Here is a 17298-nt window from a genome sequence, read left to right as displayed (position 1 = left end):
CGGCGCTAAATCGGTTAAAAGCAAAAACAGCTACCCTAGTAGCGGGCTGGCTAAAAATGCGCCTAACGCTTATTTCAGGGGCGCGATGGTAGCATAAAATCCAACAGATAGGCACTCTGGCCATTTCCTTTCCCTATGAAATTCCACGAGTTTTTCTCTGTTGCATCCAAATCAGTCAGCGCGCAGGCGATCACCTAAATGAGCCATAGATGCAACCGGCCTTTGCAGTATACTGAGCCCCCTTTTTTGTCGTAATTACCTAGCCAAACACTCTTTATGTCGACCTCTGCCGTGAATCTCAACAACATCGATCTGATTATCAAAGCTCGCTGGATTATCCCCGTGGTACCGGCCAACCGGGTTTTGGAGAACTGCGCCATTGCCATTGATAAGGGCCAAATCATCGCCATTGTCCCTCATGAAGAAGCTGATCGTCGCTATAGCGCTAAAGAAACGGTGCACCTTGGCAGCCATGTATTGATTCCCGGCCTGGTAAACGCACATGGGCATGCAGCCATGAGCCTGCTGCGTGGTTATGCCGATGACCAACCACTCCATACCTGGCTGAACGACCATATCTGGCCGGCAGAAAGCCGCTGGGTCAGCGAAGATTTTGTGCGCGACGGTACTGAGCTTGCCTTAGCAGAGATGATAAAAAGCGGGACCACCTGTTTTGCGGATATGTATTTTTACCCTGAACAGGCCGCACAAGCCTGCCTGGATGCCCAAGTACGCTGCCAACTCGCCTTTCCCGTGTTGGATTTCCCTACCGCGTGGGGCATGGGGCCGGATGACTACCTCAATAAAGGGTTGAGCCTGCATGACAACTTTCGCGGCAATCACCTGATCAATATTGCTTTTGGCCCTCACGCACCCTACACCGTATCTGATGCCCCTCTGCAAAAAATCGCTGTACTTGCACAGGAAATGGACATGCCAATCCATATCCACCTGCATGAAACAGCGCAGGAAGTAAAAGACTCAATAGCGCAATATGGACGCCGCCCAAGCCAGCGCATGATGGATTTGGGATTGCTATCGCCACTTACACAATGTGTGCACATGACCCAAATTGATGAAAGCGACATCAAATTGCTGCAAAACAGTGGCGCCCATGTGATCCACTGCCCTGAATCCAACTTAAAACTGGCCAGTGGTTTTTGTCCGGTTGATAAACTCCTTAACGCCAATATTAATGTGGCACTAGGCACCGATGGCGCGGCCAGTAACAATGACCTAAACCTGTTTAGCGAGCTAAAAACCGCAGCACTATTGGCAAAAGCGGTTTCTGGTAATGCCGCCGCCCTGGACGCTCATACCGCACTGCGCATGGCAACCTTAAACGGCGCCAAGGCGCTGGGCATGGAAGACGTTATCGGCAGTATTGAGGTTGGAAAAGCCGCAGATATAACCGCAGTCGACTTGGGCGATCTGGGCATGCAACCTATTTACAACCCGGCATCACAATTGGTCTATACCCATGCAGGGCAAGCTGTCACACACGTATGGGTGGAAGGTAAAAGCCTGCTAGCCAATCGCCTTTTGCAAACATTAAACGAGCGCGAAATTCTGGGAAAAGCCAATTGGTGGCGCAAACAAATCACCTCGCACTAAGCAAACCTTATTGCCAAACATACGCCCCCTTTCTTATCACTACTGAACAGACGGAATAGATTATGGCCAACGTCGATACTGCTGAAATTGCAAAATTTGAAGCACTTGCCAGCCGCTGGTGGGATAAAAACAGTGAGTTCAAGCCGCTGCACGATATAAACCCGCTGCGAGCCAACTTTATTGATGAGCGCTCGCCTGTCGCACAGCGCACAGTGATTGATGTGGGTTGCGGCGGCGGCATTTTGGCTGAATCACTTGCCCAACGAGGCGCGCAGGTAACAGGTATCGATATGGGCGAAGCACCACTCGCGGTTGCGCGGTTGCACGCATTGGAAAGCGGCGTGGAACTAACTTACGAACAAATTACCGCTGAAGATAAAGCCACACAAATGCCCGGCGCATTTGATTTAGTTACCTGCATGGAAATGTTAGAGCATGTACCTGATCCCGCGTCGGTTGTGCGCGCTTGCGCGCAGCTCGTTAAGGCAGGTGGTGATGTTTATTTCTCAACCATCAATCGCAATCCAAAATCCTATGCTTTTGCAATTGTCGGTGCTGAATATATTTTAAAACTACTGCCCAAAGGCACTCATGAATACAGCAAATTTATTCGCCCTTCCGAGCTTGCACAATGGTTGCGCGCAGCAGGACTTGAATTGCAATCCATGACCGGAATGACCTACAACCCCATCACCAAACATTACAAACTCAACCCGAACGACGTCAGCGTGAATTATTTAATGCATGCCAAAAAGGTGAGCGAATAATGAGTCAAAAAATTCGCGCGGTGATGTTTGATTTGGATGGCACACTGCTGGATACAGCGCCAGATTTTATTGTGGTCGTCAACCAGTTACTCCTTGAAGAGGGCCGTCAAGAATTAGCGCCGGAAACTATTCGCGCCGGGGTATCCAACGGATCCAAAGCATTGATCAAATTGGCCTTTGATATAGAAGAAAGCGATCCGCAATTTGAACATTTGCGTCAGCGTTTACTGCAGCTTTATCTTGCGCATATTGCGGTGTACACCAAACCTTTCCCTGGCATCTCATCACTACTGGACAAGCTCGCGGATAAACATATCGCGTGGGGAATCGCCACTAACAAACCGGCTGCTTATACCCTGCCCTTAATGACGGCATTGGATATACAGCCCGCTCCTGTCAGTGTCATCTGCCCCGACCATGTCGCACGAAGTAAACCTGACCCTGAATCGCTATTTCTTGCCAGCAAGCAACTGGGTTGCAGCCCGCAAGAAATTATTTATATCGGCGATCACAAGCGCGATATTGATTGCGGTAAAGGCGCAGGGAGCATCACTATCGCAGCGGCTTATGGTTATTTGGATGAAGGGGATAGCCCTGCCAACTGGAACGCCGACTACTGCGTAAACCACGCCGATGAAATTTGGCCTATTATTGAAAAGTACTTGTAAACAGCCGTCGATACGGACTTGTTTTGCTTACTAGCGAAGAAATTTTTTATGCAAATCCCATCTGATTACACCATCAAACCCAATGCTCTGCAGGGAAAAATTATTTTGGTTACTGGCGCAGGTGCCGGTATAGGAAAATGCGCCGCAAAAACCTTTGCCGCTTGTGGTGCCACCGTTGTGCTGTGCGGCAGAACTATGAGTAAGCTAGAAGCAGTTTATGACGAAATTGAAGCAGCCGGTCACCCGCAGCCAGCCATTTACCCAATTAACCTTGAAAGCGCCGTAGAGAAAGATTACGACGATATGTGTAACGCGCTGGAAGACACCTTTGGACGTTTGGATGGTTTATTACACAACGCGGCCGACTTAGGTGAACGCACACCCATCAGCAACTATTCCGTTAGTGCTTGGCAGCGCTGCATGCAAGTAAATGTGAATGCACCATTTGCAATGACGCAGGCGCTATTACCCTTATTGGAACGGGCAGAAAACGCGAGCATCTTATTTACTAGCTCCAGTGTGGCATTTAAAGGTCGTGCATTTTGGGGCGCTTACGCAGCCTCAAAAGCCGCAGCAGAAAACCTGATGCAAACACTGCACGATGAATTGGAAGGTGCTACACGCATTCGTACCAATAGTATTAACCCTGGCGCAACCCGCACTGATATGCGCGCATCCGCTTATCCCGCCGAAAATCCAGAAACAGTAAAAACCCCCGAAGCACTTATGCCTGCCTATGTTTATTTGCTAAGCGACGACTCAGTTGGCGTTAGCGGCAACTCGTTTCAATATCAACTCTGGCAGGGTAAAGCATAACGGGAGGAGCTTCGGCAACAAAAAAAGGCGATCATCTGATCGCCTTTTTTCATTTTTCACACTAACTGTGTTTTACCGACTCGATTTTTGCATCATTTCCAGCAGCGATGCTTCAGCGCGCGATAAACCACAACGTCGCGCCACCTCATCACAATCCATTCCCATTTTGAACATTTGTGCGGCTTGTGAATAAGGTTGGAATTCATCATCGTTGTAATAATCAATTTTTTCAGGCTTTTTAGCTTCAGACTGCAACCGTTTTTCCATCGCCAGAAGCCGCTGCCCCATACCTACAGAACCACTGCTGGATGCAGCCACCTCACGCATTAATTTTTGAATCAGTTTTTCATTGGCATCCGCCTGGCGGCGCACCTGCTTCAAGCTGATTAATGCAACCAGCAATGCAATCACGCTGACAAGCGCAGACGCCGATAAACCTATTTCCAAAACCGTCATGACTATTTCTCTGCGCTCGAATCCATCACTTGCAACACCTTAGTTGATCAATCACTCAAACATCTTCGAGTTCCGACCATTCCTCACTGGTTAGCAGCTTATTCAAATCAATCAAAATCAATAGCTCGTTGTTTTTGTGGCACACACCCTGAATGAATTTTGCGCTCTCTTCATTGCCAACATTAGGTGCCATTTCAATTTCCGATTGGCGCAAATAAACCACTTCGGCAACGCTATCAACCAAAATACCAATTACATGGCGGTCGGTCTCGATAATTACTATACGGGTATTATCGGTAATCTCGCCGCTGGACAAATTAAAGCGATGACGAGTGTCGATAACTGTTACCACATTGCCGCGCAGGTTGATAATTCCCAGTACGTAAGAAGGTGCACCGGGAACCGGGGCGATCTCCGAATAGCGCAGCACTTCCTGTACCTGCATTACATTAATGCCGTAGGTTTCACCGTCCAGACGAAAAGTTACCCACTGCAATACGGGATCATCAGTGCTTTTATTTTTTGCTGCATCAGTTGCCATCTTAAATTTTCCTCTGAGCTGCCAGTGTCAGGCAGTAAATCGTGTAAATGTCGCTATAACTATAGTCGATGACTTTTCCTGTGCCACTTTTGTTTGTCGCAACCACAAAAGCACGTTCTAGCCGATTCCAATCAATAATCTGTAGGTATCAGGCGCGAGCCGGAACAAAATTCTTATCGGCATCAACCAACATTTGACCAATACGCGGGATATCCAGAAGTGCGCACATATGATCCTTGACTGTGCCGGCCAGCCAAGGCCGCTTGCCTCTGTCACCACGCCACTTTACATCGTCCGGTTGCAAGGTGATGGGCTGATTTACTGAATCCACCGCCAACCCCCAAGGCACACCGTTAATTGACATCACATATTTGGCCGTCTGTAAAAAGGACTCATCGTATCGCTCTGGCATCACAAACTTCGCGGTATTCACCGTGCGAATCTTACCTGCGGGTGTGGGTTGCAACCCCATAAACCAATCTGCCTGACCGAATAAAGGAGTGAGCTCGTCCGTTAGCGGTTGAATCTGCCCCAGGGAAATTAAGGGTACTGCCAGGGTTAATCCGGCCACTTTGAACAGCAACACATCAAAACGCGATTGCGCCCATTGCGGACGACCATTTTCCAACCAATCCAGACCTTCCATTTTGAACTGACTGGACTGGGCTTCCGCGTCAACCACCTCAACATCGGTCGACTGAACTTCGACAGGTGACACCACAAGCGGGGTCGCAACGATTTCTGCTGGAGTACCAATATCCCACTCTTGAATTTCATCAGTATCGGCGACAAACCGGGTTTTAGGCTGGGCAATCTGCTCTGCGGCCACATCAACCGCTACAACCTCAACTACCGGGGACTCAATCAATAATTGCGCACTGGCCGACTGCAACAACTTCTCCAGCTGTCGTTTTTGTTCCGGCGTTTGCAACAATTCAGGGCTGGCAAGCTCAGCGGGCTTGCTATCGGCTTTGGTTAATGAACGGGGTTTGGTATGCAGGTTAGCCGATACTTTTTTAGGCTTTTCAGGGTGGTGCTTTTTAGTCGGTAAGCTGACGACACGCGCCAAGCCGGAATTGGCGGCAACAGACATGGGACGGGATTCAAGCGCAGCAAATGCGTCATCAATAGCATCACCAATGCCGAGCAGGTCATCAAAGTAATGACCCAAACTCACATCAGGTGACTCTATATCGCCCTCAGGCGTTTTGCGATTGCTCACGAGACCACACCAGCCTTATTGATAACTGCCATAGGTGCTGACTGAGCCTGCACTTCATCGGCACGTATTTTTTTATCGAGCCAATGCCAGAGCGCAGTGTAAGCTTCCACGCCACGGCTTGTTGGGTCGAACAAATGCGGTGGAACACCGGCTTTGCTGGCATCCCGAAAACGGGTATCAACCGGCACATGCCCGGGCCAAGCCTGAGCGGGATAAGTATTGCGAATAGTGCGCAAACTGGTCACCGAGGCTTGAGTACGGCGGTCAAACATCACTGGCACTATGGTGTAATCCAATGCTTTTTTGCGCGAGCGTGACATCATGCTCAGTGTATTCACCATACGCTCCAAGCCTTTGAGCGCAAGAAATTCGGTTTGCACCGGAATGACCAAATATTGGCAAGCCGCAAGCGCATTCACCATCAACACACCCAGCAAGGGCGGTGTGTCTATCAGTACGTAATCGTAATCATCGGTGATTAATGCAAGCGCCCGGCTCAGTACCAGCCCCATGCCATCCTGACCAATCGCCTGCCGCTCCAGTGTCGCCAGCGCGGTGGTCGAGGGGATCAAATTCACGTTGGGGTAATCCGTTGGCAGAATCAAACGGTTAACCGATTCACGGGTTAAGCTTTTGCGCTCCTGAAACAGGGTATAGCTACTTAGCACCTGGGTGTCAGGATCCTGACGGAAATAACTAGAGAGTGAGCCGTGGGGATCTATATCCAGCAATAGCACCCGCTTCCCAGTGGCCGCAATAAGCCCACCAAGGGATACCGTTGTGGTGGTTTTGCCCACACCACCTTTCTGGTTCGCTATTGCTATAACTCGCACAATTCAACCCTCGCCAGCGTCAAACGCCAGTCACATCGTCTATTACAGCGACAAAAGCAAAGTTTGTGCCCATCGCAATAAGTTTCTCGACTGCAGTCACAAATTCAGAAAGAACATTGTCGCCTTTATCAACACTTATGCCAATCATCGACCAGCAATCACTCCATGGGACGATCAATTTTCAAGCAGTGGATGTTAAGTATTGCCCAGTAGACGACAACTTCAAGTAGAAGTAATGACTCCGCCATCTCTATAGCGGCAGCTTTTTTCAACGCAATAGGGGGAATAACGACGAAAGCAGGTTGTTTATGGGGTTTAATTTAGAGAAGAGGCGCTAGACGAGGTAGCTGCTGGTTCGACTTGTACTTTAGGACGATCCATTTTGCGCTTGGCAATCATGATAGCAACGCGGCGATTTTGCGCCCTACCCTGTTCAGAGCTATTGGGAGCAATGGGCTGATACTCGCCATAACCAACTGCTGACAAACGCTCTGGTGCAACACCATTTGCAGCCAAATGCTTAACAATGGCGCTGGCCCGCGCGGTAGACAACTCCCAGTTGGTGGGATACTTGGCGCTATTAATAGGAATATTATCGGTGAAGCCTTCAACCTGCACCGGGTTAGAATAACCCGCCAGGATCGCTGCAATTTCATCAAATATTTTGCGCGCCTGTTCACTGGTATCCGCACTGCCGGACGAAAATAAAATGCTGTCTTTTAATTCGATTTGCAACCACAACTCATTGCTGGACACCTGAATAAGCTGCTCAGTAATCAAGGGGGCAAATTTTTCAGATACCAAATCAGAAATTTGCGTTAATTCATCACTGGTTTTTATTTTAGTATCAGGCTGTTCAGCAACTTCATTCGCGGCGCCTTGAGAGTTATCCACAATTGTCGGCACTTGCTCGTCAACCTGCTCCGCATCGCGCACGGAGTTATCCATATTGATGGGAGATATTAAATCATTTGCCGGCGCAGACTGATCTGCTGGCTCAGTATTGGATTGGGCATCCGTTGGTTTATGGAAGGCCTCAATGAAAGTGTCGGACAAGACGCGATACTTGCTGTCATTTACTTGGGAGATGGAATACATAACCACAAAAAATGCAAACAGCAGCGTAATGAAATCAGCGTAAGAAATCAGCCAGCGCTCGTGATTTACGTGAATATCTTCTCTTCTGCGGCGAACCATAAGAGCGCTTCTCAGTTAAGCGGATGCAAATAGCCGTTTAATTTCATTTCAATTGAGCGGGGATTCTCACCATCGGCAATCGCAATAATGCCCTCAATAATCAATTCACGATATTGGGAATTTTCATTCACACACATACGCAATTTATTAGAGATAGGAATAAATACCAGATTTGCCAAGGCGACGCCGTAAATGGTCGCCACAAATGCAATCGCAATACCAGGCCCCAAGGTCGCAGGATCGGCCAGATTATTCATCACATGAATCAAGCCCATTACCGCGCCGATGATGCCGATTGTCGGTGCATAGCCGCCCATAGATTCGTAAAATTTAATTGCATCAAAATCGCGCTGTTCGTTTACGATTAAATCCGTTTCCAAAATACGGCGAATAACTTCTGGCTCATTGCCATCAACCAATAGCTGCAAGCCTTTTTTCGCAAATTTATCTTTTTCACGCTCGGAAATTTCTTCCAGCCCAAGCAGGCCGTCTTTGCGCGCCGCTGCGGCCCAGCGCACAATATTGGCAATACCTTGTTTAAAGGGAACATAGGGCGGTTTAAAAACCCACACCACAATTCTTAGGGCACGGCGCAAATTTATTTTTGACGTTTGCAACATGGCTGCACCCAAGGTACCGCCAAGCACAATAAATGCGGCAGGCCCATTCAACAAAGTGCCAATGCCACCGCCTTCCAAAAAGTTACCGCCGATAATTGCCGCAAACGCGATAATGACGCCGATAATACTCAGGAGATCCATTACATAACCTCTCTCACCAAACGCGGCCCAATATCCTTCAGGCTTAGCACTTTATCGGTTAACCCGGCGCGTGCAACCGCCATTGGCATACCATAAATTACACAACTCGCTTCATCTTGTGACCAAAGTGACGAGCCTGCATCCTTTAATAAACGCGCACCATTACAACCATCCGACCCCATACCGGTTAATACCACGCCCAGTACTTTATCGGCATAGTTATTGGCAGCAGAACCAAAAGTGATATCCAACGAAGGTTTGTAATTGACGCGCTCATCATCCGGCAATATCCGCACCGAACCGCCGTTGCGCTTATCGAGCATTAATTGTTTTCCGCCCGGTGCAAGTAACGCCAAACCGGGTTGCAATTGATCGCCATCCACCGCCTCACGCACGCGGATATGGCACTGTTTGTTGAGCCGCTCGGCAAATGCTTTAGTGAAGTTTTCCGGCATATGCTGCACCAGCACAATAGGCAAAGGAAAATTGGCGGGCAACGCCATTAACACTTCGGCCAGAGCAACTGGCCCGCCGGTGGACGCGCCAATGACCAAAAGTTTGGGTTTATTTTTGAGACGGTAATTATCAGATCCAGATGGCCTTGCCGGCTCATCTTGGACTGGCGACACAGGGCGAGCGGCAGGCGCCGGTGCGGCAATAGGTCTGAAAGATGACGAGCTGCTCGCTGACGCGGGCACAGGCGCGGGTGACGCTGTAGTAGCAACTGGCGGTGGGACTGAGCGATTGCCGGAGCCAGCGAGGGTAATCAATCGCTCATGTAATTTTTTCTTGAGCACCTCGGAGTTTCGCGAGACCTCGGCAAAATCTTTGGGAATAAAATCGAGTGCGCCGGCTGCCAAGGCATCCAGCGTAATTTTGGCACCTTCATAGGTGAGCGATGAAAACATCAAGATGGGGACGCGACGGTTGGACATGATGTGCTTGATAGCAGTCACACCATCCATCACCGGCATTTCAAAATCCATAGTGATAATGTCAGGCTTTAACTCAGCTGCTTTATCAATAGCCTCGCGTCCATTGCTTGCGATACCAACAACTTTTAATTCCGGGTGCTCATTAATAATATCTTTCAAACGATGCTGAAAGAAATTTGAATCATCAACCACTAATACCCGGAAAGGCATCTATCACACTCCGCAAGGGAAAAATATTTAACAGACATTTTGCTGGCATGTGTAGCGTTCACCGCAGCAGGGTCACGCTGAAGATTAACTGTGTCCCCAGCTGGTGGAACCCTTGGCGTAGCGACGCAAAAGGCTGGGAATATCCAAAATTAACGCGATAGTGCCGTCGCCGGTAATAGTGGCCCCAGCCATGCCTGGGGTACCTTGCAACATTTTGCCCAAAGGTTTAATCACCACCTCTTCCTGACCAATCAATTGATCCACCACGAAACCAACACGGCGCGAACCAACGGTAACTATCACCACGTGAGCGTTGTCAGGACGATGACCAAACGCATTTTTAACCAGCCAATCTTTCATATAAAACAATGGAATTGCCTGATCACGAATAGCGACGCAATCCTGCCCATCCACTATATGGCTCTTGGTGAGATCCATGTGGAAAATCTCATTCACACTCACCAGCGGAAAAGCGAAAGTTTGTTGGCCGAGCATAAACATGAGGGTTGGCATAATCGCCAGCGTCAGCGGTACTTTAATAATAAAGCGCGTGCCTTTACCCAACTCGGATTTAATTTCGACGGTGCCGTTAAGCTGGGTGATTTTGGTTTTCACCACATCCATTCCCACACCGCGACCGGACACATCTGAAATTTCTTTTTTGGTAGAAAACCCTGGTGCAAATATTAAATTGTAGGCTTCAGTGTCAGACAAACGATTGGCGGTATCTTCATCAAACATCCCTTTTTCTACCGCGATACGACGCAATTTAACCGGGTCCATGCCGGCACCATCATCGCTAATCGACAATAGAATATGATCGCCTTCCTGCTCTGCAGAAAGCACAACTTGTCCAATGCGGGACTTGCCATTCGCTTCGCGCACATCAGGGAATTCAATGCCGTGATCAACCGAGTTGCGCACCAAGTGAACCAGCGGATCGGCTAATGCCTCTACCAGATTTTTGTCCAGATCGGTTTCTTCACCGACTAATTCCAAATTAATTTCTTTGCGCAAACTACGCGCCAAATCGCGCACCACACGGGGAAAGCGGCCAAATACTTTTTTGATTGGCTGCATGCGGGTTTTCATGACCGAGGTCTGCAAATCGGCGGTAACTACATCCAAATTTGCTACTGCTTTTACCAGGGCTTCATTGGTAGAGCCGTTACCCAACCGCACCAAGCGATTGCGAACCAACACCAGCTCACCCACCATATTCATAATGTCATCAAGGCGCTGGGTATCCACACGAACGGTAGTTTCAACTTGCGGCGCTTCTTTATCTGCTGCCGGCATAGCGGGAGCAGTCGCTGCGGCTGGTTTTGGCGGCTCTACCTTCTTGACTGCAGGTGCTGGCGAAACAGGTTTAGCAGCCTCTGGTTTAACCTCAGGAGCAGGCGCTGGCTTTGTTGCGACAGGTGCGGGAGTTGCCGCAGTGGATGCTCCTGTGCCAGGGCCTTTACCCTTGCCGTGCAGCTGATCCAGTAGTGCATCAAACTCATCATCGCTGATCAAATCACCCGAACTTTTTGCAGGCTCGGGCGCAACAGCAGCAGCTGGCGCTGGAGCCTCGACAACAACGCCCGGCCCTTTACCTTTGCCATGCAGTTGATCGAGCAGCGCTTCAAACTCGTCTTCTGAGATTTCTTCACCACCACCGACCGCTGTGGATGCTATAGGAGCCGGGGCTGGTGTCGGGGCAGCAGCCTGAACACCTGGCCCCTTGCCTCTGCCATGCAATTGATCGAGCAGCGCTTCAAATTCATCTTCAGAAATATCATCGCCGCCACCGGATACAGTGGCGACAGGTTCAGCCAAAGGCGCAGAGGCCTCAGTCGCGGCAGGAACCCCGGCGATGGCATCCAGCAATTGTTCAAATTCAGCGTCCGTAATGTCCCCAGAGGCAACTGCCGTAGTCTCCGGATTAGCAACCGCTGTTTCCGCAGGTGCTGCTCCTGCTGCACTTTCGTTGAGGTCTTCGCAAGAAACCAAACGCTCAAGCGAGGCAATTAACGCAGGATCCACCGGTGGTAGTTCTTCGCGCTGGGATACCAATTCAAATTGCTGATTAACCATGTCGAGTGCTTCAAGCACCACGTCCATTAATTCAGAGGTAACCGCACGTTTGCCGTTGCGCAAAATATCAAACAGGTTTTCGGTGAGATGGCAGCATTCCACCATAGGAGTGAGCGCCAGAAAACCGGCACCCCCTTTTACAGTGTGGAACCCGCGAAAGATTGCATTGAGCAGATCTTTATCTTCAGGGCGCTGCTCCAGGTCAACCAATTGCTGGCTGAGGCGTTCGAGAATTTCACCCGCCTCTACCAGAAAATCCTGGAGGATATCCTCGTCATCACCAAAACTCATTCAACGTTCCTCGAGTGACCTACAGCTTAGAAACCAAGACTTGATAACAAATCATCAACGTCATCTTGCCCGGATACTACATCTGCGCGCTCTTTGTTAATTTGTGGCCCTTCGGCTTCAGTTTTACGCTTGTGCATAATTTCCATATCGTGTGCGACAACTTCGCGATCATCTGCAAGCCCGGCAATTTCTTCGACCTGCCCAGCAATGCGCACCAAGCTGACAAGGTCTTTTTCAACATCATTGATCAAACCGATAACACGTTTTAATACTTGACCGGTTAGATCCTGAAAGCCTTGCTCCAACACAATATCTTGCAAATTCTTACTGAGTTGTTCAGTACCGGTGACCATTTGCCCGAGGAAAATATCCATGCGCTCGTACAACTGGCGAAATTCATCGGCATTCATTTCACGGCGTTTTAACCGCGCCCATTCACTGCGTAAACTATTTGCCTCTTGCCCCAAATTCATGGCGATAGGCGCAGCCTCATCGACAACGTCCATGGTTTTTTCGGCCGCTTTTTGCGTTAGTTCAATCACATAATTGAGCCGATTGGACGCATCATGAATATCAGACTTGGCAATCTTGGGTGGCTCTTTGGTTAGGTCGGCATCCACATTGAAATTGACAATTGCATTGTGCAAACCGCGTGTCAGGCGCCCTACCGATTGAAAAATATGGCGATCACGCGATTGGGTAATGGTTTGTATCAAGAGCGATGCTTCTTCAATCTCATTGCCGTGCAGTTTTTCCGCAAGCAATTTGGCGCACTCTCTCAATTCGACAACAAACTCACTGTTGAACGATGTTTGGGTTTCAGATGCCATGGCAGAGCCTTATTTATTATTTAATCGACGGTGATTAACCGACCCGATCAAAGATCTTTTCAATTTTTTCCTTCAGCGCCTGCGCTGTAAATGGCTTAACGACATAGCCGTTTACGCCAGCTTGAGCTGCCTCAATAATCTGATCGCGCTTAGCTTCTGCGGTCACCATTAATACTGGCAAGGTGCGCAACTTTTCGTCTGCACGTACCGCTTTGAGCAGATCGATACCGGTCATGCCCGGCATATTCCAGTCAGTGACCAGGAACTGGAAATCGCCATTTTTGAGCATCGGCAATGCCGTTACGCCATCGTCTGCTTCGTGGGTATTGGAAAACCCCAAATCCCGCAGCAAGTTTTTGATGATCCGCCGCATTGTTGAAAAGTCATCAACAATCAGGATTTTCATGTTCTTATCCAACGCAACCTCCAATTACCCAGAAGGGAATTTTATTAATTCATAGTCTAGTAGGAGTTAAAGCTTCGGCCAGTGGCGGCGCGTAAATCTTCAACTTTTACTGCAAATCATAGCGCAAATTGTTGTATTTACAGACTAATTTGCGATTCTGCTGGCAACGGCGAGCAAACCACACTGCCCTTAGCTGTTTTTCACCCAGTTTACGCGGGCTGCCAACCACCAAGGCGGTGGCGCAAACGCGCGGCTGCCTGGCTGTGAATCTGACTAACCCGGGATTCACTAACACCAAGCACCAAGCCAATTTCTTTGAGATTTAATTCCTGATCGTAATAGAGGGCGAGCACCATGCGCTCACGTTCGGGAAGCAAGGCAATCGCCTCGGCCAAGGCTTTTTTTAACCCATCCCGCTGAACCCCTTCAAACGGGCTAACAAAAGCACTGCTGTGTTCGGACGCGTCGATATTGCTGTCTTCTTCGCCGAAGGTCTCTTCGTAACTGAATAATCGGCTACCGTTGGAGTCTTGCAGCATTTCAAAATATTCTTCCAGCGATACCTCTAGTTCAGCAGCGACCTCGGCGTCGGTCGCATCGCGCCCGGTACGCGCCTCGACGGCGGCAACGGCACGCGCAACACGGCGCGCATTGCGGTGCACTGAGCGGGGCACCCAATCGCCACGACGCATTTCATCAACAATTGCTCCGCGAATGCGAATACCGGCATAGGTTTCAAAACTGGCACCGCGGGATGCATCGTATTTTTGTGATGCTTCGATCAAGCCAATCATGCCCGCTTGAATCAGATCATCTACCTGCACAGACGCAGGCATACGCATCATCATGTGGTAAGCAATGCGCTTTACCAGCGGAGCAAAGTCTTCAACATTGATTTGCGCATCGAGCAAGGTCTTTTTATCGTACATGGCTAAACCATTGACTGCGGCCATCGAACACCTTTTGTTTAGCAAAAACTGCCGTGATTATTGGCAACCCTGCCTCACTTTCTCGTGAGTAGCGATTCATAACGCTAGTCACACACCAATGTCTATGCAACTGCGTATGCGGATATTGCTAACGCGCATTCGCGGCCTGCAACAAGCGCTCGACAAAAAACTCCAGGCGCCCGGTGGGAGAATATGGCAGCGGCCATTTATCGACTGCTTGGGCCAACGCACGTATTGCCACTGCCGCCTTGGAGGCAGGGGCAAACTCCAACAAGGCTTTTTGTTTTTGCACGGCTTTACGCACATTTTCGTCAAAGGGAATTTGGCCTACAAACTGGAGTGTGACATCCAGAAAGCGCTCACAAACGGTATTGAGTTTGTTGAACATATTCATGCCTTCCTGTTGGGTGCGCGTCATATTGGCGACCACACGGAAGCGCTGCATTCCATATTCTTTGTTTAATAATTTGATAAGGGCGTAGGAATCGGTGATGGAAGAAGGTTCATCGCACACGACAATAATGACTTCGTTGGCGGCGCGCACAAAACTAACCACGGTATCCGAGATACCCGCGGCCGTGTCTATCACCAAAATATCCACTTGATCGGAAAGTTCATTGAAGGCATTGATAAGCCCCACATGCTCGGCGCTGCTCAACTCCGCCATACGCTGTACACCCGAGGATGCTGGAACAATTTTTACACCGGCGGGGCCAGTGACCAACACATCGCTGAGCGAATGAGTGCCGGCGAGAACATCCGCAAGGGTATGGGTGGCGCGAATGCCGAGCAATACATCCACATTGGCGAGGCCTAAATCAGCATCGAGCAGTACAACTCGACGGCGCAATTCAGCCAGGGCAATACTCAGGTTGACGGAAATATTGCTCTTACCTACTCCGCCTTTACCGCCGGACACAGCGATAACTTGTACTGGTCGCACTTGGCTCATCTACACGTAACTCCAAACATATTCTTCTTAAGTGTGCCGGGGTTGGCGCCAGAAAACTGGCGGTACGGTTTGTTGGCACTCTAATGGTGAACTGAGTATAGATAGGGATTAGAAAAAGATCCGATTAATTTCAGTTTCACTGTAAAAATCATAGGGTTATAGCTTTTCTTTGGCTAAGAAACCGCCGTTTCTGAACTGGTTTTCAGCAATGCCACCGCTCTGGCAACCAACTGATGCGCCCGTGCCACCTCCAAATTTTTAGGAATGTCCTGGCCATCGGTGGTGTAGGCAACGGGCAAACGGCTTTGCATCACCACACCCAGAGCCTCACCGATACTGGCGGTTTCGTCCAACTTGGTGAGAACACAGCCCTGCAAGCGCGCCGCGCCATAGGCGTGAACCGAGGCTTTGAGCATTTGCGCCTGACTATTGGACGACATCACCAAATAGGTTTTTACCTGTGGTTGGTCGGCCAAAGCATTGAGCTGGGCTTTTAAATGTGGGTCGCCGTGGCGGAAACCAGCGGTATCGATCAACACCAAGGAACAGTGACGCAGGCTGCGCAATACCGTATCCAGCGGATTAGCTTCATCCACAACACGCACGGGTACGCGCAGAATACGCGCCAGTGAGCGCAGCTGGTCGTGCGCGGCAATACGGTAAGTGTCGGTAGTGATAATCGCCACTTTGTCTGAACCATGCTGCATGACATAACGTGCAGCCAGTTTGCCAATGGTGGTGGTTTTACCCGAACCGGTGGGGCCTACAAACGCAAAGATCCCGCCTTGATCAACAATGTCGCGGCCATTGATGGGTAGCTGATGTGCGAGGTTTGCCAAGGCATCGGGCCAGGCTTCGCTCAGGGTTTTGGTTTTCGTACAGGCATTAATCACCTTGGCAACTACGTCTTTGGGCAAGCTCAAACGCTCCAGGCGACGGGCAATGCTGGCCAAAATCGGGGAATCGCTCGCAATGGTTTGTTTACCACTAAGGCGATCCAATTGCTGTTCCAGCAACAAACGCATATCGGCAATTTCTGCCTGCAGGTCATTAAGCTGGGTATTTTGGTCGAAGGTATCAATATTTGGGGTAATTGATACAGGTGCTGCTTTCTCTTTGGTCAGCAAAGCATCGATTTTTGCATCCTGGGCATTGCGAGTATTGCTGAGCAGTGCTTCGCGAAATGACGCTGCCTCGGGAGTTAAATTACGCTCTTTGACTGCGGGCACAGGATCAACCAGCGGATAGCGCTCGGCGGCGCTCATGCCTTTTTTAGGGGGGCTTGCTGGCGCAGTTGCATGACGGGGAATACCGGCGTTCACTACCGTATTCTTACCCACCATAAACTCTTTGGCGGATTCTTCTGCTTTGCGCGCGGCAATCATACGCAGACGGGCACGCTCTATGTCGTCCGCTAATTGGGCGCCGGTTTTGCCGACGTTCGGGTGATCAGGAATCTGGGTGATCACCGGGGCAACTTTGCGAGTCGGTTGACGCTCCAGTATCCGGGGAGATATATCGCCATCACTCAATAGCGGCTCGCTCGACGCAAAGGTCGACTCGGCAAAGGGGCGCGTTTGCAGTTGTTTTAGCTCGTAGTCAGAGCCCATGGTGGTGAGCAACTCAACCCCCTCCGGGATACGGTTGCTGGAGAGAATGATGGCATCTGGCCCTAATTCCTGGCGAACCAATTCCAACGCACGACGCATATCAGCCGCTACGAAACGTTTGACTTGCATACTCAACTCCCGCCCGGGGTGGGCCACCTGG

General features: G+C 49.8%; 17 protein-coding genes. 4 read left to right on the top strand and 13 right to left on the bottom strand.

Annotated features, from left to right (window positions below):
- Window positions 1–276 precede the first annotated feature (276 nt).
- The 4 genes from O59_RS06975 to O59_RS06960 all read left to right on the top strand — a co-directional run bounded on the left by O59_RS06975 (window position 277) and on the right by O59_RS06960 (window position 3865).
- Window positions 277–1614 (top strand): TRZ/ATZ family hydrolase, encoded by a 1338-nt coding sequence (locus O59_RS06975; protein ID WP_007640944.1) that lies wholly within the window; start codon window positions 277–279, stop codon window positions 1612–1614.
- 62 nt (window positions 1615–1676) lie between these two features.
- Entirely contained in the window at window positions 1677–2381 is a 705-nt protein-coding gene (ubiG, locus tag O59_RS06970) for a bifunctional 2-polyprenyl-6-hydroxyphenol methylase/3-demethylubiquinol 3-O-methyltransferase UbiG (RefSeq protein WP_007640942.1), read from the top strand.
- Window positions 2381–3049 carry an HAD family hydrolase gene (locus O59_RS06965; RefSeq protein WP_007640940.1) on the top strand — a complete coding sequence of 223 codons (669 nt, stop codon included), beginning with the start codon at window positions 2381–2383 and terminating at the stop codon, window positions 3047–3049. Before ubiG ends, O59_RS06965 begins: the two co-directional genes overlap by 1 nt.
- Before the next feature lie 48 nt (window positions 3050–3097).
- Window positions 3098–3865 (top strand): YciK family oxidoreductase, encoded by a 768-nt coding sequence (locus O59_RS06960; protein WP_007640937.1) that lies wholly within the window; start codon window positions 3098–3100, stop codon window positions 3863–3865.
- A 72-nt stretch (window positions 3866–3937) separates the two neighbouring features.
- Here the strand turns inward: O59_RS06960 and O59_RS06955 are convergent, their stop codons facing one another.
- From O59_RS06955 to flhF, 13 genes are all read right to left on the bottom strand, one after another.
- Complete coding sequence (locus O59_RS06955; protein ID WP_007640934.1) at window positions 3938–4321, bottom strand: DUF2802 domain-containing protein; 384 nt, start codon at window positions 4319–4321, stop codon at window positions 3938–3940.
- Between the two features lie 55 nt (window positions 4322–4376).
- On the bottom strand, window positions 4377–4862 hold the full coding sequence (locus O59_RS06950) for a chemotaxis protein CheW (protein ID WP_007640933.1): 486 nt from the start codon (window positions 4860–4862) through the stop codon (window positions 4377–4379).
- Window positions 4863–5010: 148 nt separating this feature from the next.
- The gene (locus tag O59_RS06945; RefSeq protein ID WP_007640932.1) at window positions 5011–6084 is read right to left on the bottom strand and encodes a chemotaxis protein CheW; all 1074 of its coding nucleotides are present in this window, start codon (window positions 6082–6084) and stop codon (window positions 5011–5013) included.
- Window positions 6081–6917, bottom strand: a complete 837-nt coding sequence (locus O59_RS06940; protein WP_040391673.1) for a ParA family protein — start codon at window positions 6915–6917, stop codon at window positions 6081–6083. Before O59_RS06940 ends, O59_RS06945 begins: the two co-directional genes overlap by 4 nt.
- Window positions 6918–7232: 315 nt before the next feature.
- Window positions 7233–8114, bottom strand: a complete 882-nt coding sequence (gene motD, locus O59_RS06935; RefSeq protein WP_007640926.1) for a flagellar motor protein MotD — start codon at window positions 8112–8114, stop codon at window positions 7233–7235.
- Window positions 8115–8125: 11 nt separating this feature from the next.
- On the bottom strand, window positions 8126–8875 hold the full coding sequence (locus O59_RS06930; RefSeq protein ID WP_007640924.1) for a flagellar motor protein: 750 nt from the start codon (window positions 8873–8875) through the stop codon (window positions 8126–8128).
- Window positions 8875–10020: a chemotaxis response regulator protein-glutamate methylesterase gene (locus tag O59_RS06925; protein WP_007640923.1), complete on the bottom strand. Its 1146-nt coding sequence runs from the start codon at window positions 10018–10020 to the stop codon at window positions 8875–8877. The genes O59_RS06930 and O59_RS06925 overlap by 1 nt, the downstream gene beginning before the upstream one ends.
- An 84-nt stretch (window positions 10021–10104) precedes the next feature.
- Window positions 10105–12390 carry a chemotaxis protein CheA gene (locus O59_RS06920; RefSeq protein ID WP_007640921.1) on the bottom strand — a complete coding sequence of 762 codons (2286 nt, stop codon included), beginning with the start codon at window positions 12388–12390 and terminating at the stop codon, window positions 10105–10107.
- 26 nt (window positions 12391–12416) lie between these two features.
- Window positions 12417–13220, bottom strand: a complete 804-nt coding sequence (locus tag O59_RS06915; protein WP_007640918.1) for a protein phosphatase CheZ — start codon at window positions 13218–13220, stop codon at window positions 12417–12419.
- Window positions 13221–13254: 34 nt separating this feature from the next.
- Window positions 13255–13638 (bottom strand): chemotaxis response regulator CheY, encoded by a 384-nt coding sequence (gene cheY / locus O59_RS06910; protein WP_040391671.1) that lies wholly within the window; start codon window positions 13636–13638, stop codon window positions 13255–13257.
- 197 nt (window positions 13639–13835) lie between these two features.
- Complete coding sequence (locus O59_RS06905; protein ID WP_007640910.1) at window positions 13836–14579, bottom strand: RNA polymerase sigma factor FliA; 744 nt, start codon at window positions 14577–14579, stop codon at window positions 13836–13838.
- Between the two features lie 124 nt (window positions 14580–14703).
- Entirely contained in the window at window positions 14704–15528 is an 825-nt protein-coding gene (locus tag O59_RS06900) for a MinD/ParA family protein (RefSeq protein WP_007640909.1), read from the bottom strand.
- A 173-nt stretch (window positions 15529–15701) separates the two neighbouring features.
- Window positions 15702–17267: a flagellar biosynthesis protein FlhF gene (gene flhF, locus O59_RS06895; protein WP_040391669.1), complete on the bottom strand. Its 1566-nt coding sequence runs from the start codon at window positions 17265–17267 to the stop codon at window positions 15702–15704.
- Window positions 17268–17298: the final 31 nt, after the last annotated feature.

Source organism: Cellvibrio sp. BR, assembly GCF_000263355.1.
Lineage (GTDB): Bacteria > Pseudomonadota > Gammaproteobacteria > Pseudomonadales > Cellvibrionaceae > Cellvibrio.
Note: the sequence above shows the minus strand (reverse complement) of the source record. Positions and strands in the feature narration are given on the sequence as shown.

Coding starts and splice junctions, on each gene's coding strand:
- O59_RS06975 (WP_007640944.1), top strand. CDS start 277: ATGTCGACCTCTGCCGTGAATCTCAACAACATCGATCTGATTATCAAA.
- ubiG (WP_007640942.1), top strand. CDS start 1,677: ATGGCCAACGTCGATACTGCTGAAATTGCAAAATTTGAAGCACTTGCC.
- O59_RS06965 (WP_007640940.1), top strand. CDS start 2,381: ATGAGTCAAAAAATTCGCGCGGTGATGTTTGATTTGGATGGCACACTG.
- O59_RS06960 (WP_007640937.1), top strand. CDS start 3,098: ATGCAAATCCCATCTGATTACACCATCAAACCCAATGCTCTGCAGGGA.
- O59_RS06955 (WP_007640934.1), bottom strand. CDS start 4,321: ATGACGGTTTTGGAAATAGGTTTATCGGCGTCTGCGCTTGTCAGCGTG.
- O59_RS06950 (WP_007640933.1), bottom strand. CDS start 4,862: ATGGCAACTGATGCAGCAAAAAATAAAAGCACTGATGATCCCGTATTG.
- motD (WP_007640926.1), bottom strand. CDS start 8,114: ATGGTTCGCCGCAGAAGAGAAGATATTCACGTAAATCACGAGCGCTGG.
- O59_RS06930 (WP_007640924.1), bottom strand. CDS start 8,875: ATGGATCTCCTGAGTATTATCGGCGTCATTATCGCGTTTGCGGCAATT.
- O59_RS06925 (WP_007640923.1), bottom strand. CDS start 10,020: ATGCCTTTCCGGGTATTAGTGGTTGATGATTCAAATTTCTTTCAGCAT.
- O59_RS06920 (WP_007640921.1), bottom strand. CDS start 12,390: ATGAGTTTTGGTGATGACGAGGATATCCTCCAGGATTTTCTGGTAGAG.
- O59_RS06915 (WP_007640918.1), bottom strand. CDS start 13,220: ATGGCATCTGAAACCCAAACATCGTTCAACAGTGAGTTTGTTGTCGAA.
- O59_RS06905 (WP_007640910.1), bottom strand. CDS start 14,579: ATGGCCGCAGTCAATGGTTTAGCCATGTACGATAAAAAGACCTTGCTC.
- O59_RS06900 (WP_007640909.1), bottom strand. CDS start 15,528: ATGAGCCAAGTGCGACCAGTACAAGTTATCGCTGTGTCCGGCGGTAAA.
- flhF (WP_040391669.1), bottom strand. CDS start 17,267: ATGCAAGTCAAACGTTTCGTAGCGGCTGATATGCGTCGTGCGTTGGAA.